The 19,675-nt window shown below is 46.5% G+C and carries 21 protein-coding genes; all 21 read right to left on the bottom strand.

The annotated features are described in order from the left end of the window. Positions 1–24 precede the first annotated feature (24 nt). Entirely contained in the window at positions 25–5,505 is a 5,481-nt protein-coding gene (locus CKK33_RS18885; RefSeq protein WP_095705608.1) for a helicase-related protein, read from the bottom strand. A 1-nt stretch (position 5,506) separates the two neighbouring features. After that, entirely contained in the window at positions 5,507–5,722 is a 216-nt protein-coding gene (locus CKK33_RS18880) for a hypothetical protein (protein WP_095705607.1), read from the bottom strand. A 16-nt stretch (positions 5,723–5,738) separates the two neighbouring features. After that, positions 5,739–6,533, bottom strand: coding sequence for a DUF4138 domain-containing protein (locus CKK33_RS18875; protein ID WP_158223486.1), 795 nt, complete (start codon positions 6,531–6,533; stop codon positions 5,739–5,741). A 1-nt stretch (position 6,534) separates the two neighbouring features. Then, positions 6,535–7,719, bottom strand: a complete 1,185-nt coding sequence (gene traM, locus CKK33_RS18870) for a conjugative transposon protein TraM (RefSeq protein WP_095705605.1) — start codon at positions 7,717–7,719, stop codon at positions 6,535–6,537. 7 nt (positions 7,720–7,726) lie between these two features. After that, positions 7,727–8,140, bottom strand: a complete 414-nt coding sequence (locus CKK33_RS18865) for a hypothetical protein (RefSeq protein ID WP_095705604.1) — start codon at positions 8,138–8,140, stop codon at positions 7,727–7,729. Then, positions 8,118–8,732, bottom strand: a complete 615-nt coding sequence (traK, locus tag CKK33_RS18860) for a conjugative transposon protein TraK (RefSeq protein WP_095705603.1) — start codon at positions 8,730–8,732, stop codon at positions 8,118–8,120. Before traK ends, CKK33_RS18865 begins: the two co-directional genes overlap by 23 nt. A 77-nt stretch (positions 8,733–8,809) precedes the next feature. Further along, positions 8,810–9,967, bottom strand: coding sequence for a plasmid transfer protein (locus CKK33_RS18855; protein WP_095705602.1), 1,158 nt, complete (start codon positions 9,965–9,967; stop codon positions 8,810–8,812). Next, a complete protein-coding gene (locus tag CKK33_RS18850; protein ID WP_095705601.1) occupies positions 9,964–10,743 on the bottom strand; it encodes a hypothetical protein in 780 nt (259 codons plus the stop codon). The genes CKK33_RS18855 and CKK33_RS18850 overlap by 4 nt, the downstream gene beginning before the upstream one ends. Continuing rightward, a complete protein-coding gene (locus tag CKK33_RS18845; protein WP_095705600.1) occupies positions 10,740–11,405 on the bottom strand; it encodes a hypothetical protein in 666 nt (221 codons plus the stop codon). Before CKK33_RS18845 ends, CKK33_RS18850 begins: the two co-directional genes overlap by 4 nt. Continuing rightward, positions 11,402–12,088, bottom strand: coding sequence for a hypothetical protein (locus CKK33_RS18840; protein ID WP_233138265.1), 687 nt, complete (start codon positions 12,086–12,088; stop codon positions 11,402–11,404). Before CKK33_RS18840 ends, CKK33_RS18845 begins: the two co-directional genes overlap by 4 nt. Continuing rightward, complete coding sequence (locus tag CKK33_RS18835) at positions 12,078–12,599, bottom strand: MT-A70 family methyltransferase (RefSeq protein ID WP_095705599.1); 522 nt, start codon at positions 12,597–12,599, stop codon at positions 12,078–12,080. Before CKK33_RS18835 ends, CKK33_RS18840 begins: the two co-directional genes overlap by 11 nt. Further along, positions 12,596–13,279 carry a hypothetical protein gene (locus tag CKK33_RS18830; protein ID WP_233138264.1) on the bottom strand — a complete coding sequence of 228 codons (684 nt, stop codon included), beginning with the start codon at positions 13,277–13,279 and terminating at the stop codon, positions 12,596–12,598. Before CKK33_RS18830 ends, CKK33_RS18835 begins: the two co-directional genes overlap by 4 nt. After that, positions 13,276–15,699 (bottom strand): TraG family conjugative transposon ATPase, encoded by a 2,424-nt coding sequence (locus CKK33_RS18825; protein WP_095705598.1) that lies wholly within the window; start codon positions 15,697–15,699, stop codon positions 13,276–13,278. The genes CKK33_RS18830 and CKK33_RS18825 overlap by 4 nt, the downstream gene beginning before the upstream one ends. Beyond that, positions 15,677–15,838 (bottom strand): hypothetical protein, encoded by a 162-nt coding sequence (locus tag CKK33_RS19775; RefSeq protein WP_233138263.1) that lies wholly within the window; start codon positions 15,836–15,838, stop codon positions 15,677–15,679. The genes CKK33_RS18825 and CKK33_RS19775 overlap by 23 nt, the downstream gene beginning before the upstream one ends. Positions 15,839–15,966: 128 nt before the next feature. Then, positions 15,967–16,272 (bottom strand): DUF4134 domain-containing protein, encoded by a 306-nt coding sequence (locus CKK33_RS18815; RefSeq protein WP_095705596.1) that lies wholly within the window; start codon positions 16,270–16,272, stop codon positions 15,967–15,969. Between the two features lie 227 nt (positions 16,273–16,499). Next, a complete protein-coding gene (locus tag CKK33_RS18810) occupies positions 16,500–16,790 on the bottom strand; it encodes a DUF4134 family protein (protein ID WP_095705595.1) in 291 nt (96 codons plus the stop codon). 4 nt (positions 16,791–16,794) lie between these two features. Beyond that, positions 16,795–17,079 (bottom strand): hypothetical protein, encoded by a 285-nt coding sequence (locus CKK33_RS18805; protein ID WP_095705594.1) that lies wholly within the window; start codon positions 17,077–17,079, stop codon positions 16,795–16,797. Further along, the gene (locus CKK33_RS18800; RefSeq protein ID WP_095705593.1) at positions 17,076–17,480 is read right to left on the bottom strand and encodes a hypothetical protein; all 405 of its coding nucleotides are present in this window, start codon (positions 17,478–17,480) and stop codon (positions 17,076–17,078) included. Before CKK33_RS18800 ends, CKK33_RS18805 begins: the two co-directional genes overlap by 4 nt. Then, positions 17,477–17,836, bottom strand: a complete 360-nt coding sequence (locus CKK33_RS18795; protein WP_095705592.1) for a hypothetical protein — start codon at positions 17,834–17,836, stop codon at positions 17,477–17,479. The genes CKK33_RS18800 and CKK33_RS18795 overlap by 4 nt, the downstream gene beginning before the upstream one ends. After that, complete coding sequence (locus CKK33_RS18790) at positions 17,824–18,450, bottom strand: ParA family protein (protein WP_095705591.1); 627 nt, start codon at positions 18,448–18,450, stop codon at positions 17,824–17,826. Before CKK33_RS18790 ends, CKK33_RS18795 begins: the two co-directional genes overlap by 13 nt. A 78-nt stretch (positions 18,451–18,528) precedes the next feature. Beyond that, a complete protein-coding gene (locus CKK33_RS18785) occupies positions 18,529–19,521 on the bottom strand; it encodes a relaxase/mobilization nuclease domain-containing protein (protein WP_158223485.1) in 993 nt (330 codons plus the stop codon). Positions 19,522–19,675: the final 154 nt, after the last annotated feature.

Below are 19,675 nucleotides of genomic sequence, written 5' to 3'. Positions count from 1 at the left end.
TTGAGTTATCCGGTTTAAACGTTACTAGCGCTTCACTATAATAGGCACAACCTCCGCCTCCTGTTCAACAACCTCTTCCTGTTGTGTGGGATCTACATCAAGCGACTGCTGCGCCAGCGCCAGTTTATCCTGTTCAGCAATTTTATTGCTGATCTCCATTTCCAGCTTTGACAAATCCTTTTTCAGGGATGCCAGTTCATACTCCTGTTCAAACGGACGTTGGGTGAGTTCCCGCACTTCCGGAATCTGCTGATTGATACCCGCCAGTTCCTTTTCATAACGTTCCGCCATGCCAACCACCCGGTTGATCGCTTCCAGAAAGTACCGGGCGGCCAGTTTGGGATTATCGATATTAGGCGCACCCCCGTTTTGCAGGTATTTGATTCCAGTAGTCCGGCTTTCCGCGTACAAAGAGGTAACGTGTTCGATACGGCTGGAAAACCCGGTGTCAACCGACTGTATCTTTCGCCTGATAAAGAGATCAAAGCCGTACAGTTCGCCCAAATGTAGTTCAGGCTTGCTGAGTTCAGGAGGTTGCCAGGTTTTGTAGAGTTCGATAAAATAATTCCCAATGGCAATGGCTTGTGGCTGAACGGAATCCGGAAGCTTTAAGGGGTTGAGTTTAACGCCATCAGCGTCTTTTTTTAGGACAGCTTTATATGCCTGCTCATCCTTACGCACCAGTTCCAGCGTTTGTCCGTTTTCCCGGCTTTTTTTTTCCAAATCCTCTAATAGGTAACGGTTCCTGGACACTTCCTTGAAATGCGCACTTTTATAACCTTCCAGTTCGGCCACCTTTTTTTCCAAACGGGTCTTTTCAAGTAATGAAGTATCTCCTGATAAAATCGCGATGTATTCAGAAAAGCCCATTCCGCTTTGTTCATCGATAGCGCCTTCATCGAGCGTACGCACGGACAACTCATTGTTCTTCATCTGGCTAATAAAGATCTGTTTGTTTTTGAGCAGGTTGAACTTGTAATTATCCAGAGATTGCTCCACGGCATAAATAAAGTTCCTGACTTTATTGCCGTAAAAATTTTTGGCAAGCCAGTTTCCTTGCCTGGCACCTCGGCCGTCGCGTTGTTCCAGTTCCGACGGTTTCCAGGGAATGTCCAAATGATGCATAGCAACAATGCGCTCCTGCACATTTAATCCGGTTCCGGCTTTCTCAGTACTGCCGATCAGGATCCGGATTTCTCCGGCATTCATCCTTCTGAACAGTTCCTTGCGTTGTTTGTCCGTCGCCCAATTATGAATAAAAGTGATCTTGTTTGCGGGAATATCAAAATCAGTTACCAGCTTATCCCGCAGGGCATCATAAACGTTGAATTCACCGGGCTTTGGTGTGCCGATATCGCTGAAAATGATCTGCGTTCCTTTATGCGGTGTACTTTCATGATAGATCGATGCTACGTTCCGCGCACAGACATTGACTTTGTTTTCGGGATGGTCATCATATTTTTCCGGGTTGACCAAGCGCATGTCCACTGCCATTTTCTTGGCATAATTGGTGGCGATCAACATCCGGCCCTTGTCTTCATCCCTTGTCAGCGGACGCCTGCCTATCAGGGTTGCATCCCCTGTTTTGGCAAAAGCCATCAACCTTTTGATAAAATCCTGCTGGTCAGGTGTCGGTTTAATATTGACCAGAGTTTCATCGATCTCGGGCTTATCCAGGTTGATGTGTTTCGCTGTTTTGTAATCGGTAATCTGATTATAAAACAGCGCCAGTTCAGGAACTTTGATAAAGTGGCGAAAGCGCTCTTTTGCCCGGATCTCATTAGTAACCGTAAATTCAAAATCCACGGTCTTTCGTGCATAAACCGCAGCCCAGGCATCAAAGTTGGAGATACGCTGCCGCTCCAGTTCCCTCGGACGGAGGTACTTAAAAATCAGGTACATCTCGGTCAGGCTGTTTGAAATTGGGGTGCCGGAAAGAAAGGTCGCGCACAGGTCGGTATTGTACCTATCCTGTAAGGTGCGGATAGCAAAGAGCATATTGAGTGCCTTCTGGCTTCCAGCAATATTACCCAAGCCGGCTACCTTAGTATGCCGGGTGGTAAAAGTGAGGTTCTTAAATTTATGCGATTCGTCAATGAACAAATGATCAATGTTCATCTCGCGAAAATTGATACCGGTGTCCTTGCGTTGTTCTATCGCTTCGATCACACCTTTCAGTTTGGCTTCCAGATTTTCCTTTCGGATCTCCAACCCTTTGAGCATCTCCCGGCTTATTTCTTCCCCGGCGTTCTGGATAGTCAACAAATCCAGTTCAGTGTTCTCCAGCTCGATCTCCAGGATCTGCCGTTGAATTTCCGGCGCCTGCGGAATCTTACCAAACTGGTCATGCGTCAGAATGATACAGTCCCAGTTATTGTTTTTGATCTCGTGGAAGATCCTTTTGCGCTTGGCGGGTTCAAAATCATTTTCGCCGGGTGCCAGCAGCTTTGCTTTGGGATAAGCCAGCCGGAACGTATCGGTGATCTGCTGCACATTAGCTTTTAGCGCCAATATTATTGGTTTGTGGACGATACCGAGCCGCTTCATTTCCATGGCGGCAATGATCATCGTCAGTGTTTTGCCCAGTCCCACCTCGTGATCGATCACCCCCCCGTTATTTTGAATCACCCGCCAGGCAGCATTTCGCTGTGAAGGGTAGAGATCTTCGATCTTTAATGCTTTAAAATCAAAGCCCGGAAGGGAGAGGTGACTACCGTCAAACTCGCGTAAGGCATAGCAGTTGTAGGTATCGTTGTATAATTTTTCCAGGTACTGCTTTTCCTCGTTAGGCAACTCCAGCAACCAAAGCAGGTATCGCGTCCTGATGTGTTCGATCTTGCGGTGCGCATTTTGAATCGCCTCGGTATCAGGCACTCTTACAACCTTTCCGTACTGCTCAACCGGGTAGGTGAAGTGTGGGTTGGTGTTGAGCAGTGCATATTCCAGCAGCGTACGGCCGGTAACTTTATTACTTTCTTTGGGCGCGACCGCGAACTCCTCATTGGTGATGGTGTTTCCTTTTTTAGCGTAGGTTACCTTATAGTCGTCCACGGAAACGAGGTAGTTGATCTTCGTATCCAGCTTAAAAAGGTCTGTGGCAAACCGCTCATAGTATGCGATGGGAACCCATCGCTCCCCGAGGTTGAAATCCAGCCGTTCGAAAGGTATCCGTTCGGGCTGAACCCGGCGGATCGCGGCAAGGCTCCTGGCAAATTGCAAATTATTCGGTTCGTCAACGGCAAGCTTTTCCGCGATCTTTAACTTTTCTACAACGTTGCCCGACAAATAATTGTCGATAGTTTCCCAGCCGAGCGTTTGCGGGTTTAACAGGATCTGTTTATCCAACTGAATAATGATCTCGTCCTCCGTTAAACCGGTGACCTGGGCAATGACCGAAAGTTCGACCCGACCTGTATCATTAAGGCATCGCGCGAGCGCTTCTAAAGGATCATCGGTCTTCAGCAATTCTTTTTGTTGAAAAAGCGGGCCATAAAAGATGTCAGACCGGACAAATTTATCCAGTTCCCTGATCTCCAGGGAGGAGAGCACCTTAAAGCCTAATGCCGCATCGCTGAGGATCCGGGTACGGTTGACGGAATTGTTCAGTTCCCCGTATTTACTGACAAAGGCCTCGTAATAAAAGTTCAGTGATTGGCGCAGTTCGGGGAATTGGATAGCGTGCTCGTTTTCATAGCCGGATAGCTCCAGGTAAATATCCCGCAGGGTCAGGTAGTCCTCGAAAAAGAACAATTCCGGCTGCGGATCAAGGGGCTCAAATTTCGCCTCAAAATTATGTGGCTCACCGATCAGCCCGACCTTACCTTCGAAGATTACCAGTGTATCTTTTTGGTAGAACGGTTTGATGTCCGTAAAAGCTTTTGGCCGGTCGGCTACTAATCTAAAGGCAGGCTCTAAGGTACTGTCGCCTTCATAGCGGTAATCATGTCCATATTGTTTCAGCTTAACAGATAAGGCATCCAATTCCTGGCCAAGGGCTACGCCGGTCATCCATTTAGCGGGGAAAGATAACTCTGAAAGGTTACTATAAAGTTTATAACTAAACCTGTTGCTCGCTTTGGCACGGGCAGTCAATAATACTACGCTGTCATGTAACGGCCGCTGCGTAGTACGGATAATACTTACAACACGTGCTGTTTCCGCATCGACAAATTGCCGGTCGAGATCATCCAGGTAAGCCAGCGCCTTATTGTCCGATTCGGGTTGAACCGGGGCGTCAAATAAACCTAACTGGCCGAAATTTAAGCCGGGTTTTTCCGTGGCTTTCTCTTTTTCCGGAACAGGTAAAAAAGTGAACTGCCTGAGTTGGCTTCCCTTTTTGTCAAAAGAAATAGCTTCCCACTTCGCATAATCAAAGCTACCGAATCCGGCAACCAGTTGTTCTTTGAGTTGGGGAATGATGTCCAGCATGTCACCGTTTTGCCAGGCCACTCTGGATGCTTTGCCCCGTGAATTGGTACCCTCGATGATCTCATCAGCATAAACCAGTTCGTTTTTGTCGGCCAACCAGGCATTAATATAATATTTCCCAAATGAGTTTTCGACTTCTACGGTGTCCAACAGCAGGCTTTCTGCTTCGGTCAGGGTTTCTTTGGTATCATTTTTCTGTACCAGGATCAGGTGCATACCCACTTCGACGTTGGCATTTTCCTTCATCAGGTTAGCAGGTAAAACGGCTACGGTCAAAAGATCGGCAGAGGTAAATAAATATTTCCGCGCGGTGGCGTTGGACGGGTTGTTCAGGAAAGCATCCGTAACAATATAAGCCAGGATTCCGCCGTCTTTGATCTTATCCAATCCTTTGGCAAAGAAGTAGGTATGTACCTTGGCGGAAATTCCGCTTTTGTTATAAGCAGGATCATGAACGGCGATCTTGCCAAAGGGGATATTGCTGATTATAAGATCCGATTGCCCCTTCTCGGTTGCTGCCGTTTCTTCCAGCCTTTTGATCTGCACATCGATCGGCGCATCATAAGTTGAACAGATAGCGGTCAGAACCTTTCCTGTTAGAATATCCTTTTCCACGGCCGTAACCTGCTCCAATCCCGGAAAAGCGAGCGAGGCTTCTTCAATAAAAACACCGGCCCCGGCACTGGGCTCATACAGGCGTTTTGGCAGAATGTTGCTTTGCAGCATGGCGGTATAGATCGCCCTTGGTAAAAAATCAGGCGTATAATAAGCCGTTTGAGAGCTGCTTTTCAAGGCATCGATGGCCGCTTTATAATCTTTTGCAGTCAGTTTCTCCTGTAACAGTTCATGCAGTTCCATTACCTGGGGATAGAGCTTAAGGTCTGCCTTTGAGGCCCCGAAGTTTTCCCAGGAGGCTAATTCCCCGGGCGGGAATAGTACAGCCTTAAGCCCCCCAAAGCCCGCGTATTTTTTTAATTTTTGCAGCTCTGCATCGGAAAACTTTTGCCCGTTAAAGTCCAGGGCGAGCCGGATGGCCGCGATATTATCTGCCATCTTCCTTACCGGATTAAATGCCATATCACACCTCTTGTAAATAATCTGCTATGGTGCCGATCACTTCGTATTTTAGGAAGCGGTCGTCCTCGTCGAGTCCCTTGATCAAAGGCGCACAGAGTTCGAGGATATTAGTAAGCTCGTAGTGGAGTATCCCATGATTGGAAAAGCGGAGATAGGCCCGGATGAATTCCTCCTCCAACACCAGCTTTACGTAATCATAGGCTATGGAATCAGTCATAAAAATGGGTTGAGTATTAATTTGGCAGGATATCCGCATCAAGGATATCCTGGTAGGAGATCGATAACGTTATGATCCGGCCGGAAAGCTGCTGCTCGCTCAGCTCAATACGAAGCACTTTATTACCCGGGAAAGACATCTTTTTAAAGACGAAAATATTCCGGTAGTTCTTTGTAAATGCTGGTGGTGTAAATAGCACAAACTCTGGCTTGATCTCCACGGATTGGTTGTTGGCGGCTTTGGTTACTTTTTTATCATCTATCCTGAACCGCAGTTCAGCGATATCATACTTCAGGTTGGTTTTATTGCGATAGCTGATATCGAGAAAAATATAGTCGCCAACTGTGTAAACATGGTTCAATTGCCCTTTTATACCAAAGGCTTTTACCTTTTCCATCCGTTTATCAGGGCTTTTGGCGATCAGGTTAAGTGCCAGGCCCTTCAACTGGTTCTGGGAAAGTCCAATATTAGAAATATCAAGCGGGTGCATGTCCTCCGGCATTATATTGATCTCTGTCGCAACTCCGGTATAACCCGGAAGCAGTCGGTACTGTGCAATAAATTTTTCACCCGCAACAGTGATGACCGATCCCTTAAAGGACTGAAGCGAATCCCGCAACTTTAACCGGAGTACGTTTTTTAACGGAAGGTCACCAGTCAGTTCTTTCGCGGAAATATCCACGTACTGGATCGGCTCGGGTGAAATAAAGTGTATGGTCAGATTCTCCGGCAGGTAAACAACCGGTAATGGCTTTTGGGCATAAAGCCTTGGGGCGCAGAGCACCAATAAAAAGAAAAAAATCGTTTTCATGTTAATAGTTTTTTTGAGCGTTTTGCAACGCATCGGTGTCGATTAAATAGAGGTAAGAGTTGTATTTAAGCTTTGCCTTGTTTTTGCGGATCAGCGAGGCAATGGCAGAGGACGTGGATTGAAAAACTTTATCGAGGGAGCTCATGATAAATTGGTTGTTGCCTGAACTGCCGTCGATCGTTACGCCCTGAACTGAATTGCTGCCCAGATCTTTGGTGAAATCCCGGAAGGCAGATGAGGGTACATAAAGGCCCGGTAATCCGTCCATATCATACACATCGAGTTTGACCGGAAGGATCTTCCCTTCAAATAAGATAGAAGTAATGGATAACGTTACGCGTTGTTCTGAAAAGCCACTGATCTGGGCAAATACATAAGTACCTTTTTTGACCAGGTTATTCCCAGCATTGATATCCTCCAGCAATTTCAGCCGCAGCCTGGATCCCGCGTAACCCGTCACATTCTCGTCTATTACCGCGCTGATAAAAGCCGGTTTCTTTTCGGGAAGGATGGTATTAAAAGCATCAGAAAGGGCATTCGCTTTCTCAACAATTAGTTTAACCTGGCTGGCCTTCAACTTGGCAGCTTTGTCGGCAAGATCTTTTTTCTTTAGCTCTTCCCGGTAGCTGGGATCGTTCTGCTTACTGACACTATCCATGATCGCCATCTGCTGTCTGAATACGTCCATGGGGTCTTTCTCTTTTGGCATAGGCTCAACCTGACGAACGGCGTTTGCCTGCCGGCGGCTCATCGCTTCAACGGCCATCGCGACTTGCTGGTCATGTGACTTACCTGCCGTCCGCCCCTTCCCGATAACCAGGTTATTACCCGTCCAGAATTTCAGCTTCATCGCCTGGCGAATGGAATCCAGTTTCTTTTTCTGCGGGTCGGAATAATCATTATTGAAGGCCGGGTTACTGGAATTCTCGCGCGGGATCACATTAACCGCGGTTAAACCATCGGCTTCCTTATAGGTATTGCGGTAGGCGTCCAGCTTATCGACAAGCTGTTTTTTTCGTACATCGGCGGAAACCTGCCCAACCGAACCATTGAGACCTACTGTTTCCTTGACCGTTTCCTTTGGCTTGGAAGAAAACCCGCTTTGCCAGGCATAAAAGAACAGGCACAAAAACGGCAATAGGATGACCGGCAGCACATATTTTGGCTGTTTAAAATCAATTTTCATAGCATATTTACTTTAATGTTTGATGGATTTTCGCTAGGCGACTGAGCGCGCTGTCCAGCAGGATACTGTCCCGGCCTGATAGCTGTTTTTTAGCTGTGAGGCTGTCTACCATTTGTTTGAGTTGCATCGTTGCACGGATATTGCCGGCAGCTTGCAATATTTGGCTGAAGCCATCTTCCACCGGGCTGACCTTTTTAACCTCGGCAGGCTGTTTCTTATCCGGGTGGCGAAAAATGGTGAACGACAGTACGATCGAAAGTGCCATTAAGAAGATCATGCACCCGAACAAGAATTTTGGATATGCCGATGCCAGGTTCTTAAAGGCGTTACCGGCAACAGTGAAATAGCTACTAAACTCCTTTTGTATCTCGCTGTACAGGGTATCCCTGGGATCCCTGTTAGAATGAATTCTTTTCCACATCTTGGAGGTCTTTATTTTCAAGGGTTTTCCAGGCACAGATTAATACGCCGTGCGGGTTATTATCACTTCGGGGGATGTCTTTCAGGTAACCTTCGGTAATGAGGGAGCGGACGACAGTTGAGCTACGCCGGTCGATTTTCAGTTTTCCGTAATAACGGAAATAATGTTTGGGGACGTCTACCGAAATGGAATCGGTTTGCAGTGTTAGCACAGAACTGGAGGATAAAATGGAATTAAAAAAGCCATTTTCCTTGAGGTTATTATATTGCTGCATGCCCGATTCGTCTACCAGATACATGGCTTTTTTCATCTGATACTCCATGTAATTATCATCGGGTGTGAGGGAGAAAAAAAGTGAATGAAAGAGGTTGACATCGGCCCGGTACTCGGCCGGCCGGTTGATCTGCACGTCCGTCTGCCTGGCCAGTATGGGAACATTGTTATCCAGGATATAAATGTTTTTCTGGGCATTGGATACCAGCTTAAAAGCATACAGGCAATTCATGCCTACGATGACCAGCGATGTCAGCAGGCTACCGGCCGCGATAAATGTTGCCAGCCTGACCTTTGCTTCAATATTTTTGATGATCATGGTTATCGATTAAATAAAAATGGCCGGCCCGCATTTACGGGTCAGCCTGACATAAAAAGGAAGAAAAGAAAAAGGAACTAAAAGAAGCTTCCGGCTGCTTTCCGGGCCATACTGGTCACTGTTCCGGCGCTGCGGCCAAACGTTGATGTTGCCGAACTGATACCGGAAGTTGAGATGATCCAGGTGGAGATGCTGGGCACGGTGAACATACAGATGGCACCGATCAGGAATACAATGATGACGGTACCAAAGGACAGGACACCATTGCCTGCAAACCAGGCCATTTTTTCTAAATTGGCGCTCAAGCCGTTCTCACCGACTAGCTCCTTGTATTTACTGATCTCCGACTTTAATGCATATTCCTGCATCAAACCGCACAGGTACATGATGAGGTAAGCGATGCCGCTGTAGAGATTAACGGAAATAAACCGGGCGATCCAGGTACTGAAGCTATCACGGAAGGCCGGTAAAATACTCGCGGCAACGGCGAAAGGCCCGAGAATGATCAGTATGGTGGAATAGATGATTTGAATCATAAAGATAATATAAACGGCTATGCGCAGAATCCAGATCCCTAACAATTCCAGCAACTGCGTAAATAGCAGTTGCATGCCCACGGTCAGCCGGTTTTTTAATTCCAGCAATGGCGAGACTACCGAGCTGATCCCCTCCTTAACGGTGCTGGTTACAGAATCCCAGGCTTGCCCGTACCATGTATCGCTTTCCTTTTCTGCGACTTCCGCCTGTGCCTGGTAAGTGTATAACGAATTGGCAACAGCCAGCATCAGGCTGGACCTGTTCAGCCGTAAGTTGTTAACGATGGTCTGCTCACTCTTAAACATCTGCTCGGTACGGTTAGCCACTACCTCCGTTGGAAATGCGATCATTTGTACGAAAACACCCCACCAGAGAATCACCATGGCCAAACCAAAGGGACGCAGCAACGGCATGATCTCCAGCTGCTTGTCGCCGACCATCATTTCGTACGACTTGATCGCGAAGAAGATGATCATAAAAATGGCAGCAAGCGCCTTCGCATCATTGATAAACATGTCAAAGTGTGTCCATACCGACCCTTTCAGCTCTTTTAAAAACACCATCACGCCAGTTTCGTAAACGCCGTCACCCTGTAGAAACTGCAAAGTTTTTCCATTGTCAGGTGCGGGTGCCGTTTGGGCGAATAAGTTGCTTAAACAAAAGCACAACAATATGACTAATATGAATTTCTTTTTCATTGCAGATTTTTTAAAACGTCTTTGGCGATCTGGATATCCGACTGAGGTGTCCAGTTGCTGACCGTTACTTCGCCAGCCTTTAATCTCTGCTGCCGGGCAGTCATATCTATGGTGGCTTTTGCTGAAGAGGTCCTGATCGCCCAAACACTGGCAAGGGTTCGGTATTCCATCAGCAAACGGTGATAAGCGATAATACGCGAGCCCCTGTCCATTGTCGTGTTAAGCGCGGCATCGAGCCGCTCCTTGAGCATGTCCAACTCGTTTTTGTACCAACTGTACAAACCTTCGTTAACTAGCCTGGCGCTCACCTGTGGTGATAACCCTGCCAGAATAGAGGACATAGAATGATCAAGTACTGGGTTCAGTTCCTTACTGTAATAGAGCTGCCATAAAGGGTCTAATACGGAAACAAAACCGGATTGATTGGCTATTTCAGATAATGCTGTATTGCGTACTGTATCGGACTGAAGCTTGTATTTATTATCCGTGTTGTTCATCACACCAACCAATGCCAGACGCTGTGTCTGCGGCCCGGTTGCACTAAGCGGCCGTAGATCATTTTTGTGATAACTGGGGTGAAACAAACCCCAGGTTAGCCAGTAATAGGGATTGAGGCTAAGAAAGCCGGCTTTGGGTTCAAATTTATTTTTATCCCATTGGAGGTAAACCATACGTTCCTGTTGATATCTAACAGCTTTATCCTGTGCGAGGCTCTGGCTAAAACATTGCTGCATCAGGGAGAACCATATAAATGGTAGCGGAATTAGAAATTTCATTGTCGTAAGTACTTTGCGTTTTGAATGATCTCGCCGACCAGGCGGGTATCCTGACTGATAAAATTTGCAAAGGGGTTTAGCGAGGCAATCACTCCGCGTTCCTTCGCCCAATACATCGCTTTCCAGGTGCCATAGGCTAACCCATCCAGTATGTGCAATTGCGTGATGACTTTGCGCAGTAACTGGTCCCGCGCATTATAGTCGGCTAATACATTATTGCCTTCTTTAAGCACATAACCGGACACATCCGAAACCAAAGCAAGCGAGCGCTCCCGCATTTCAGAAGCGATACTTTCAGCAAATAATAACAAGTAGGGCTGGTTCTTCGCCATGGCAAGTGCCTGGTTAATATAACCGGTCATATCAGCGATAATGACTGCCATGTTTTTAACAGCCAACCCATCCTTTAAAGCAGAGTTCACATTGGAAAGCCCTTCATAGATCATTGTCTGTGCCAATACCACGGAACCAACATTGGTGTTGAGGTCATTGATATTGGAATTGATCTTACCCAGGTATTGGTCATGGGTCAGCTCCGCACTGCTCCTGACAGCGGCATTCTGTGAAACCGCGATGAGGTGTTGGTAGTCGATCACATATTGCTGTGCTTTTGCCCGGTAACATTGTATGAGCAATAGCGGAATAATAAAAATCCATTTCATTTTAAATATTTTGCGTTTTGAATGATCTCGCGACCGATAGCCTTATCGGCGTCAATAAAATTCTGAAAGGGGTTTGCCGCCTTTAACAGTGAACCCAGGCTGGAATATTGCATCATGTTCAGCATATTTCCCGACAGATCCTGGATGCTACTTAATTCGGAGATCACGTAGTCGAACAGCATTTTCCGGTCGGATGCCCTCATCTGGTTTATATCGCCAAGCGAAAGCGTGAGTCCTGTTACATAAGCTACGAGGCTTTTTGCCTGGGAAGTGAATTGCAACGCAGACTGATAACCAATCGCAATTAATGCGGGATTTTTCTGAGCCAACTGAACGATCTGCGCCTGGTTGCTCACGATACGTTCTACCATCGGTGTCGCATAGATGCCTATCTCCGCGATATTGATAGCGGCTCCTAAAGTATTGTATCTCTGCTGCAAGGTCCGGTACATCGATTTCGTCTTTTCCAGTAAGGTCAGGTTCGCCTGTTCATTCGAGGTAGCCAGACCCTGTTGGTTTTTAGCTTTCACCTGTAGTTTGTTTTCTGATTCCGATTCGTTCACCAATTGATGCAGTGCCGGAATATTCAGTATTTTTTGCTGGGCGAAAGCGGAAAAGCTGAAGCCTGCCCATATGAGAAAAATGGCAATAATATTTTTCATAAATAATAGATTAAGTGTCATTACGTTGAAAAATGTCCCAGCCCGGACGATGGCAGGTGCCGAATATCTGTACCTTCGACCGGGTGGGATATAATGCTTCGATCATGGCATATGCGTCATCCGGCTTTTGGCCCCGAAACTTTACTTTGCCTAAAAAGGGTGCTTTTAAAGGGGCTGGAAAATCAGTAGCAGGTACTTTGTACCCATCTTTTTGAAACACCATCAGATATTCAAAAACCGCCTTTGTATCGCCTCGCTTCCATTTTGCCCGTTTCCATAGAAGAAAGGTGTCATACTGATAACCTAGGCCTGCCAGGTATTCCCGGCATTCTTCGGTAAATTTATCAGTGACCCAAACCACAATAACATGTTCTTTTGAGGCCAGTTCGGCCAAACATGATTCCATAAAGTTAAAGGCCCGCAATGCCCGCCACATCCGGGCAGGAATACTATCGGTCAGTACCTGTTGATATCTTTTATAAGTTCTGTATTGTCTCCAAGGCGGACAGATCATGAATAGTTCATACTTCATTGTCTCAGGTATTTAGCATTCGTTATTACATCATTGGCGATCCTGACATCCTGGTTTTGCCATTCTGCCCAGGGATTGAGCGAACGAAAAATGCCGTTGATCTTTGCCCAGTACATGGCCCGGCTCATGCCATAGGCGATTCCACGCAGGATACGCATCTCATCGGCAATATGATTGAGCAGCTTGCCCCGCTCGCCGGAATCCATGAGATTTTTGGTTCCCCCTTGCAGGACAAAGGCGCTGACCTCGGCGGCGAGGGTTGTCGCCCTTGTTTGAAAATCCCTTGCGCCTCGCTCTGCAAACAGTAACAGTGCCGGGTTGGATTTAGCCAGCCTGACAGATTCCTCGACGTCGCCTATAATATCGACGCCGCATTGTGCGATCTCCTTTACCGTGTTCAGGTTATTGATCACGGATGCGACCTGACTCAGGCCTTGATAGATCTTATTTTGCAGGTTATTGACGATAACGAGCTGGCCGGTAACGGCGAGCTGGCCTTTTTGTATCAGGTCCAGTTTATTATTAGTGGTATTCAGCTGACCGTTGATAACGCCGGCATTGATGGCGATCGCACCAGATACGAGTGGATCAACAGTTAACGTCTGTGCGAAGGAATGACCAACGGTTAGGGTCAGAAACATGTAAAGGAATAGAGATCTTGCGATAAATTTGATATTCATGATTGCTGGTTTTGATTAACCTGTGAAATAAAAGCAGGCAAAGACTTGCCGCTTTCGTCAAAATCCCGGACAAAGGCATCCAGACCGTCCTGGTAAGAACCGAAGCGATCCGTATAACTTTCTACCGCAGTTTTTTCCGGTTTTTCGGTGGTGTAAGTAAGGTATTGCTGAAGCGAAACTTCAACACCGTAAACTTCACCAACTGCCCCGCGACGGATATACACCTCCTTAAACCGGCCGCGATTTTCGGTATTATCCAGCTGGTTGATCGTAAATATCTTTCTTCGCTCGGTTTCATTGATGGAAAGCAATGCGGCTATATCATTATAGTTGTCTTTGAACTTGGTTTGGTCAAGCAGGCAGATGGTATCCGAGTTGTTAATGATACTATCTTTAACTACCGCATTTCCAATAATATCCCCGAGTTCCTGGGTAACTACAATTGCCTCACCCCAAAATTTTCTAACAGTTTTGTAGAGGTACAAAAGATAACCGGCCATCAATGGGCTGGCAATGGCCTTCCATGCTTCCTCGACCACCAGGGCTTTTCGCCTGTCGGACCGGTACCGCATCTTTTGGATGAATACATCCATAATAATTAGGGTCGTAATTGGAAAGAGGGTCCTGTTCTCCTTGATGGAATCAATTTCAAAGACGATGAAGCGTTCCGAGAATAAAGATTTATCAGCGTCCTTATTTAAAATGGGGGCAAACTCACCGCCCTTATAGAACTTTTTCAGAACATAACGGAACTCGTCGAAATCAAACATGATCTTTTCTTCGACCTTGATTTCAGGGATCTTCTCCAAAGCGAATTCATAAAAGCTATTGAAGCTTAAATCACCATCTTCAGCGAAGAATTTGCTGTAATAAGCCGAGATTACATTGGCGACCACATCCCGTTCAACGGGGCTTAGCGTTCCTTCGGCACCCTTCCAGGTCACACCGATCAGCGTGCAGAGGAAGTCCTTTTTTTCAATGTTGTATTCCGCTTCGGTAATACGGAAAGGGTTCATCGTGATCGGGTTTTTGTCCGTGTAGGTGATGTATTTTCCCTGGTAATAAGAACAAAGTCCTGAGTATGAGTGCCCCGTGTCTACGATGACCATATCCATATTGTAGAGCATGTATTGCTCGATCATGGCATTCATAAAGAAACTTTTCCCCGAACCGCTGGGTCCTAAAACAAACTTATTCCGGTTATTGATGCGACCTGTTCGAAGCGGCAGGTCAGCGGGATCCATGCCAACTGGAATGCCCTGGCGGTCGGTAAACCGCAGCAAAAAATCGGAGGGTTCATCCCTTGGCAGAGACTCCTTAAAAAAAAAGCAGATCGCGGCATCACAGGTGGTCAGGAACCAATCGTATTCTTTTAATTCTACACCATTGCCGGGTAAGGCTGTGCGAAATAGCTCCAGTTGGTTATAAGCGTTTTTGCTCGGGATAATCCCTAACTGAAAGAGGGAGCTTTCTATAAAATTGACCGCCTTTTGAATCGCGTTATGCGGTGCTGATACCAGAATATTAAAGTGGCAATTAACCAGTAACTGGTTCTCACGGGCGACGTCATTCAAAAGCTGGTCGATGTCTTCGACACATAGTTGGTTTGCCGGATCAGGGATACCTGCATGCCGTTTCTTTTTCTGCTCCAGCTTGCGGAGTGTTACGACCTGATTTGGTATTTCAATGACCTGGTTATAAACGATTACCTCCACGCCGGGTACCTTAAAGAGAAAGGACAGGAAATCAACCGGGAACCCACGCATACTTTCCTTGTCGTTCAATTCTATATGGGTAGAAACATCGGCGGGAAGATCGATGCTGTCAATATTGACCAGGCTGATATTGCGTATCGATCGGTCACCGATCCTGATCTCTGTATCGGATGGGGACAGGTTGTTCAAAACGATATTGGACCTGCCAAAGTCCATACTGAGCAGCTGTAAGATCAAGCGGTTGAGCTGCCCCTCGCTTAGTGTGCTTGCTGAAGGAAGCACGTCTAATACCTTGCCGATCGCTTGCCTGAAATCCCGCAGTATCCGGGCATCGTATACATAAAATGCCCCTTTCTTTACTTGGCGTGTAACAGTTAAATAAGTGACAACCTGCAGGCATTCCCGTCCATTGAAGTGGGCATTATACTTCTTTTGGAGATATTCGCTGGCAGGTGGACCTTTATAAGGTGATCGGCTAATGATATCTTGTTTTTGCAGAAGATAACCATCACCTAGGATCTTGATTACATTATTGAGCAGATGGTGAAATTCTTCGTAGCCTGCAGGATAAGCGGAATAACGGATGACCGGGTTTATCAATTGGATGACCACGGAGCATTCGCCATTCAGTCCGATGAGCAGGTCGTATTCCCCATCTTTATCCACGCCCGCATAGGGAATGTTAAACAAGGTTTTTACGGCCATAATGATTAAGGATGTAAATGTTTGAGGTGCGGCTTTTAGAATGCAGGCCGCCTTTTTGTTTGCTGGCGGTAAAAAGCAAACCACCGACAATAAAGCCGATCAATACCATGGCGCCAAGCCACATATTGACTAATGACATCGTCAACGCGCCGAAAACCAGACCGGTTAAGAGGGAGGCAATTCCCCAATAGATGAACTTGCCTTTAAACCCCTTGAATATAAGGGGCCGTTGGAGCCCCTTATAAACAGGATACTTCCTGGCCATAATTACAAGCCGAAGAACGCTTTGATGATCAACGCGGAAACGACAAGGAAGACGCAGGAGCCGCCCCAGCCCATCAATTCTTTATTGATATCTTGGTCACCCGAATTCCACTTGGAGTAGACCCGGATGGCACCTACGATACCAACGATGCCACCGATCACCAATGTAATATTGGTTACGGGTGCCACATAGGTTTTTAAGGTGGAGGTTGCTGTGTTCAGGCCGTTAACCCCGCTTTGAGCGAACACAGGAATGGATAGCGCCAGCAATACGGCTGAAGCCCATAACTTTTTTGTTTTTGAGAACATTAATTTTGGAGAAAAAATAAAGGCGGAGATCTTTTAGAGCCTGCTGAGTGCAGGCCGGTTATGCTAAAAGAGCGTTCAGATCACGAACAACGCCCCGATTATTTCACCCATTAGGGTGGCAGTTTAAAGACTGCCTGACAAATCCTATAAGGATGTGTAAATTGAAGAAGGTTAAGACAGGAATCTTTTATGGCTTCCGGGAGGAAGCAACAATAAAAAACAGGCATTCAGATTCCGAACAATGCCCGCAGGAAAGGACCCGCAAGGATCATAAAAAACGAAGCAAAGAACCAGCCGGCAACGGCCGAATCGATATGGTCTTTGCCCATTTGCCAGTTGTGGTATATCCTCAGTCCGCCAAAGAGGCCGAAAAGGACGGCCAGCACCATGCAACAGTCAAAGGCGGAAAAGAACGACCTTGAAAGGTCTTGCTTGGCCTGCTGCATTTCGGCAATGCCGGGTTGGGCAAAAGTTACCTCCGTTAACAGGCAGCAACCAACAGACAGTAAAAATTTCATGCTTTTAAAAGCTTACAGATTTGATGTACTCGACCGATTCTTCACGGGCGAGATTAAAAAGCTGCTTAAGGCTGACACCCCCCGAAAAGGCGACCGGCGATTCCTTGCCGGACCCGACTATTTCTTCGAAATATGATTTTACGGGCTCAATGTCCTCCACAAAGGTGAGTTCATGTTTATCGTTTGCGGGTTCGCCGCGACTTAGTCGCAGGTAGTCCCAAAGGATCAGGGCAGCATAATAGGTACTATAAATTCCAAGCAGCCACAAGGCGAATTTCATCCAGGTCATAATTGGGTTCTGTTTAAATAGTTATTAATGATGTTTTTAAAATCGGGATTGGTATCCAAAAGATGCCTGACGGAAAAAGCCACAAACTTGGACATGTCCACACCGGTAGCCAGTTTGAACTTGTTAAGCGTATCGACCGTTTGCCGGTCGAACCTTACATGCATCAGCGTTTTGTGATCGCTGGTGTCATAGGCAAAAAGTGCTTTTTTGATGCCGCGATCAGGCACCTGATCATTAGCACTTTTATGGATTGATTGCACAGGTGCCACCGACTTATTCAACATAAAGCAGGTTGACCCAACGGTCTTTTGAGTCCGGTTCAAATGGTCTTGCCACCTGCGGAACGCATAGCGGGTCAGTAAGCCGCCAACCAGTAAAGCAGAGACTTTTGTTAAATTCATAAGTCAGTATTTTGAATGTATTCTTTGATAATCGTTTTGAGTTCAGGATAGGTTTCCAGAAAATGTTTAACCGCAAACGAGACGAACTTCGTGACCTCGATACCCGTAGCCATTTTGAATTTATTCATGACATCTACCGTCTGCTTATCGAACCTGGCGTGCACCATGCTTTTGTTGCCGCTGTTATCATAGCCGATCAAAGCGGTGAGAATGGCGACCTCTGTTGTTTTTGCCGCTTTCTTGGCCGTCGTTTTTGATTTCTTTGACCCGGTAATCCTGACTTCTTTTGTCAACTTGTCGGCAGGCTTGCTCATTTGCTCGCGCAGCTGGTCGGCTAAGGTTTTCATTTTTTCCATAAGCGGTCGGCAAATATTTGTTCGAATACCGGGGTGATCACGCCGTAAAGCGATAAGGGCGTTTGAAAGGTGGTGATCCGTTGAAAGTCGATGCGGTCCGGGATGGCTGCGGTGATGGTGCCAAATTTTGACAGCTGTTCGTTGACCTCACTCATGATCTCAAATTTTACATTGGCTTTGATCCGATTAGGGATAAAAAACACCTGCACGTTTGGGTTTACCTTTTCAAGAACCACCGTAAACAATACCGTCGATTCAAAAGTGAATTCATCATAGGCAAAAGGACAAATCACCAGGTCGGCGTATCTAAAGACGGGGATCAACCCGTCATCATCCAATTTACCCGGCAGGTCGATAAGTACAACATCCTTCTTATTTTTGGTCAGGACATTGGCCAGCATCGGGAAGTTTTCCAGGGTTGCCGGTAATACATCATAGGGCTCATCATTTTCAAGCACCTTGGCCTTTTCAAATTTCTGTGAAATGGATTGCTGGTAATCCATGTCAATGATGGTCACGGGCCAATCTTTAGCCAGGCTCAGGTAATTCGCGGATAAAACGGTGAGCGTACTTTTTCCGACGCCGCCTTTTTGGTTGCCATATAAACAGATCATAATTTTGCAATGGAGTTATTAGTTTAAAGATGATAGAGAGCCATTATGAATGGCGAACCAAACCGTATTGCCAGCTTCTTAACGGGTATTTGTCCTGGCCTTCTTTTGCCGGCGGCGTTTCATCCCCAGTACCTGCTGGTCATCGACATCGTCGGCGATCATCACAGGGCTTATATGCACGGGCTCCGGCGCGTATTCTGAATAATAAGTGATCGCATTTTCGGCTAAATAATCATTCAGTTCGATGCTTCGAGGTTGGTAATTATTTTCAGTTTTGATGTTTTCATTAAGCAGGTACTTGAGGTTGAGGATCTCGCTTCCTTTGAATACCTGTTTGGTGGCATGATCTATGACCGAATAACCGTAAGGCTTTTTACCTTCGGAGGAATGAAAAACAAGATCAAGCTGATAGTTTACCCGCATCATTTTCACAAAGTTCGGGTCAGACTTGAGGTCATTGAAAAGGTCTCGAATCTCGGCTATCCTTACCTTATCAGGCATAAAGGCATTAAGCTTTTTCTGTAATTTTTCTTCCTCGACGTAATCCCTGCCGAGATAACCCTGGTTCTCCAGGATGAGATAAAACTGTGCTTTGGTACTAAAGCGGTACTGCATGGCGAAAGTGTAGCCCAATACCTTGTTGATATTTCTGACCGCTCTGACCTGTTCATAATCCCGGTCTACCTGTTTGCCATCCTTTCCGACACGCGAACTCACAATATGCACGTGATTGTTATCCGTATCTTTGTGAAAGACGATGAGATAAGGCTGATCGCCATATTTCATTTCCTTTAACCACATTACAGCAGCTTTTGTTAATTCCTGCTTGTTATAATTGCGGCCACGGGCGGAGATCGTTGCATGAAACTGCGTGTTTTTAATGCCTTTTTTTTGCGCGGATACCATGAGCAGGTAGTTGACCAGGTCCTGCGGCCGCGGGTTGTTTAGCGCCTGAAGTATTCCGAAGTTAGCGATCAGCATCAGCTCCCCGGTATTCCGGTCAACTTTATTCGTATTGTATTTTACGCCGGCAAATACCCTGGAAGGTTTTTTAAAAATATGAGCGATCATGGCTGCGGGCATTTATAACGCTGTAACGGCTGAACGGCTAGCAGTATAACGCTATTACCGGGGAACTGGATAACGCGATATCAGCCGGGCTGTATAACGCAATACCAAAGGATCGACCGATCCGGATAACGCGCTAACGTTGTAACATTATAAC

The sequence above is a fragment of the Mucilaginibacter sp. MD40 genome (assembly GCF_002288635.1).
Classification (GTDB): Bacteria; Bacteroidota; Bacteroidia; order Sphingobacteriales; family Sphingobacteriaceae; genus Mucilaginibacter.
Note: the sequence above shows the minus strand (reverse complement) of the source record. Positions and strands in the feature narration are given on the sequence as shown.

Coding starts and splice junctions, on each gene's coding strand:
- CKK33_RS18885 (WP_095705608.1), bottom strand. CDS start 5,505: ATGGCATTTAATCCGGTAAGGAAGATGGCAGATAATATCGCGGCCATC.
- CKK33_RS18880 (WP_095705607.1), bottom strand. CDS start 5,722: ATGACTGATTCCATAGCCTATGATTACGTAAAGCTGGTGTTGGAGGAG.
- CKK33_RS18875 (WP_158223486.1), bottom strand. CDS start 6,533: ATGAAAACGATTTTTTTCTTTTTATTGGTGCTCTGCGCCCCAAGGCTT.
- traM (WP_095705605.1), bottom strand. CDS start 7,719: ATGAAAATTGATTTTAAACAGCCAAAATATGTGCTGCCGGTCATCCTA.
- CKK33_RS18865 (WP_095705604.1), bottom strand. CDS start 8,140: ATGTGGAAAAGAATTCATTCTAACAGGGATCCCAGGGATACCCTGTAC.
- traK (WP_095705603.1), bottom strand. CDS start 8,732: ATGATCATCAAAAATATTGAAGCAAAGGTCAGGCTGGCAACATTTATC.
- CKK33_RS18855 (WP_095705602.1), bottom strand. CDS start 9,967: ATGAAAAAGAAATTCATATTAGTCATATTGTTGTGCTTTTGTTTAAGC.
- CKK33_RS18850 (WP_095705601.1), bottom strand. CDS start 10,743: ATGAAATTTCTAATTCCGCTACCATTTATATGGTTCTCCCTGATGCAG.
- CKK33_RS18845 (WP_095705600.1), bottom strand. CDS start 11,405: ATGAAATGGATTTTTATTATTCCGCTATTGCTCATACAATGTTACCGG.
- CKK33_RS18840 (WP_233138265.1), bottom strand. CDS start 12,088: ATGACACTTAATCTATTATTTATGAAAAATATTATTGCCATTTTTCTC.
- CKK33_RS18835 (WP_095705599.1), bottom strand. CDS start 12,599: ATGAAGTATGAACTATTCATGATCTGTCCGCCTTGGAGACAATACAGA.
- CKK33_RS18830 (WP_233138264.1), bottom strand. CDS start 13,279: ATGAATATCAAATTTATCGCAAGATCTCTATTCCTTTACATGTTTCTG.
- CKK33_RS18825 (WP_095705598.1), bottom strand. CDS start 15,699: ATGGCCGTAAAAACCTTGTTTAACATTCCCTATGCGGGCGTGGATAAA.
- CKK33_RS19775 (WP_233138263.1), bottom strand. CDS start 15,838: ATGTCATTAGTCAATATGTGGCTTGGCGCCATGGTATTGATCGGCTTT.
- CKK33_RS18815 (WP_095705596.1), bottom strand. CDS start 16,272: ATGTTCTCAAAAACAAAAAAGTTATGGGCTTCAGCCGTATTGCTGGCG.
- CKK33_RS18810 (WP_095705595.1), bottom strand. CDS start 16,790: ATGAAATTTTTACTGTCTGTTGGTTGCTGCCTGTTAACGGAGGTAACT.
- CKK33_RS18805 (WP_095705594.1), bottom strand. CDS start 17,079: ATGACCTGGATGAAATTCGCCTTGTGGCTGCTTGGAATTTATAGTACC.
- CKK33_RS18800 (WP_095705593.1), bottom strand. CDS start 17,480: ATGAATTTAACAAAAGTCTCTGCTTTACTGGTTGGCGGCTTACTGACC.
- CKK33_RS18795 (WP_095705592.1), bottom strand. CDS start 17,836: ATGGAAAAAATGAAAACCTTAGCCGACCAGCTGCGCGAGCAAATGAGC.
- CKK33_RS18790 (WP_095705591.1), bottom strand. CDS start 18,450: ATGATCTGTTTATATGGCAACCAAAAAGGCGGCGTCGGAAAAAGTACG.
- CKK33_RS18785 (WP_158223485.1), bottom strand. CDS start 19,521: ATGATCGCTCATATTTTTAAAAAACCTTCCAGGGTATTTGCCGGCGTA.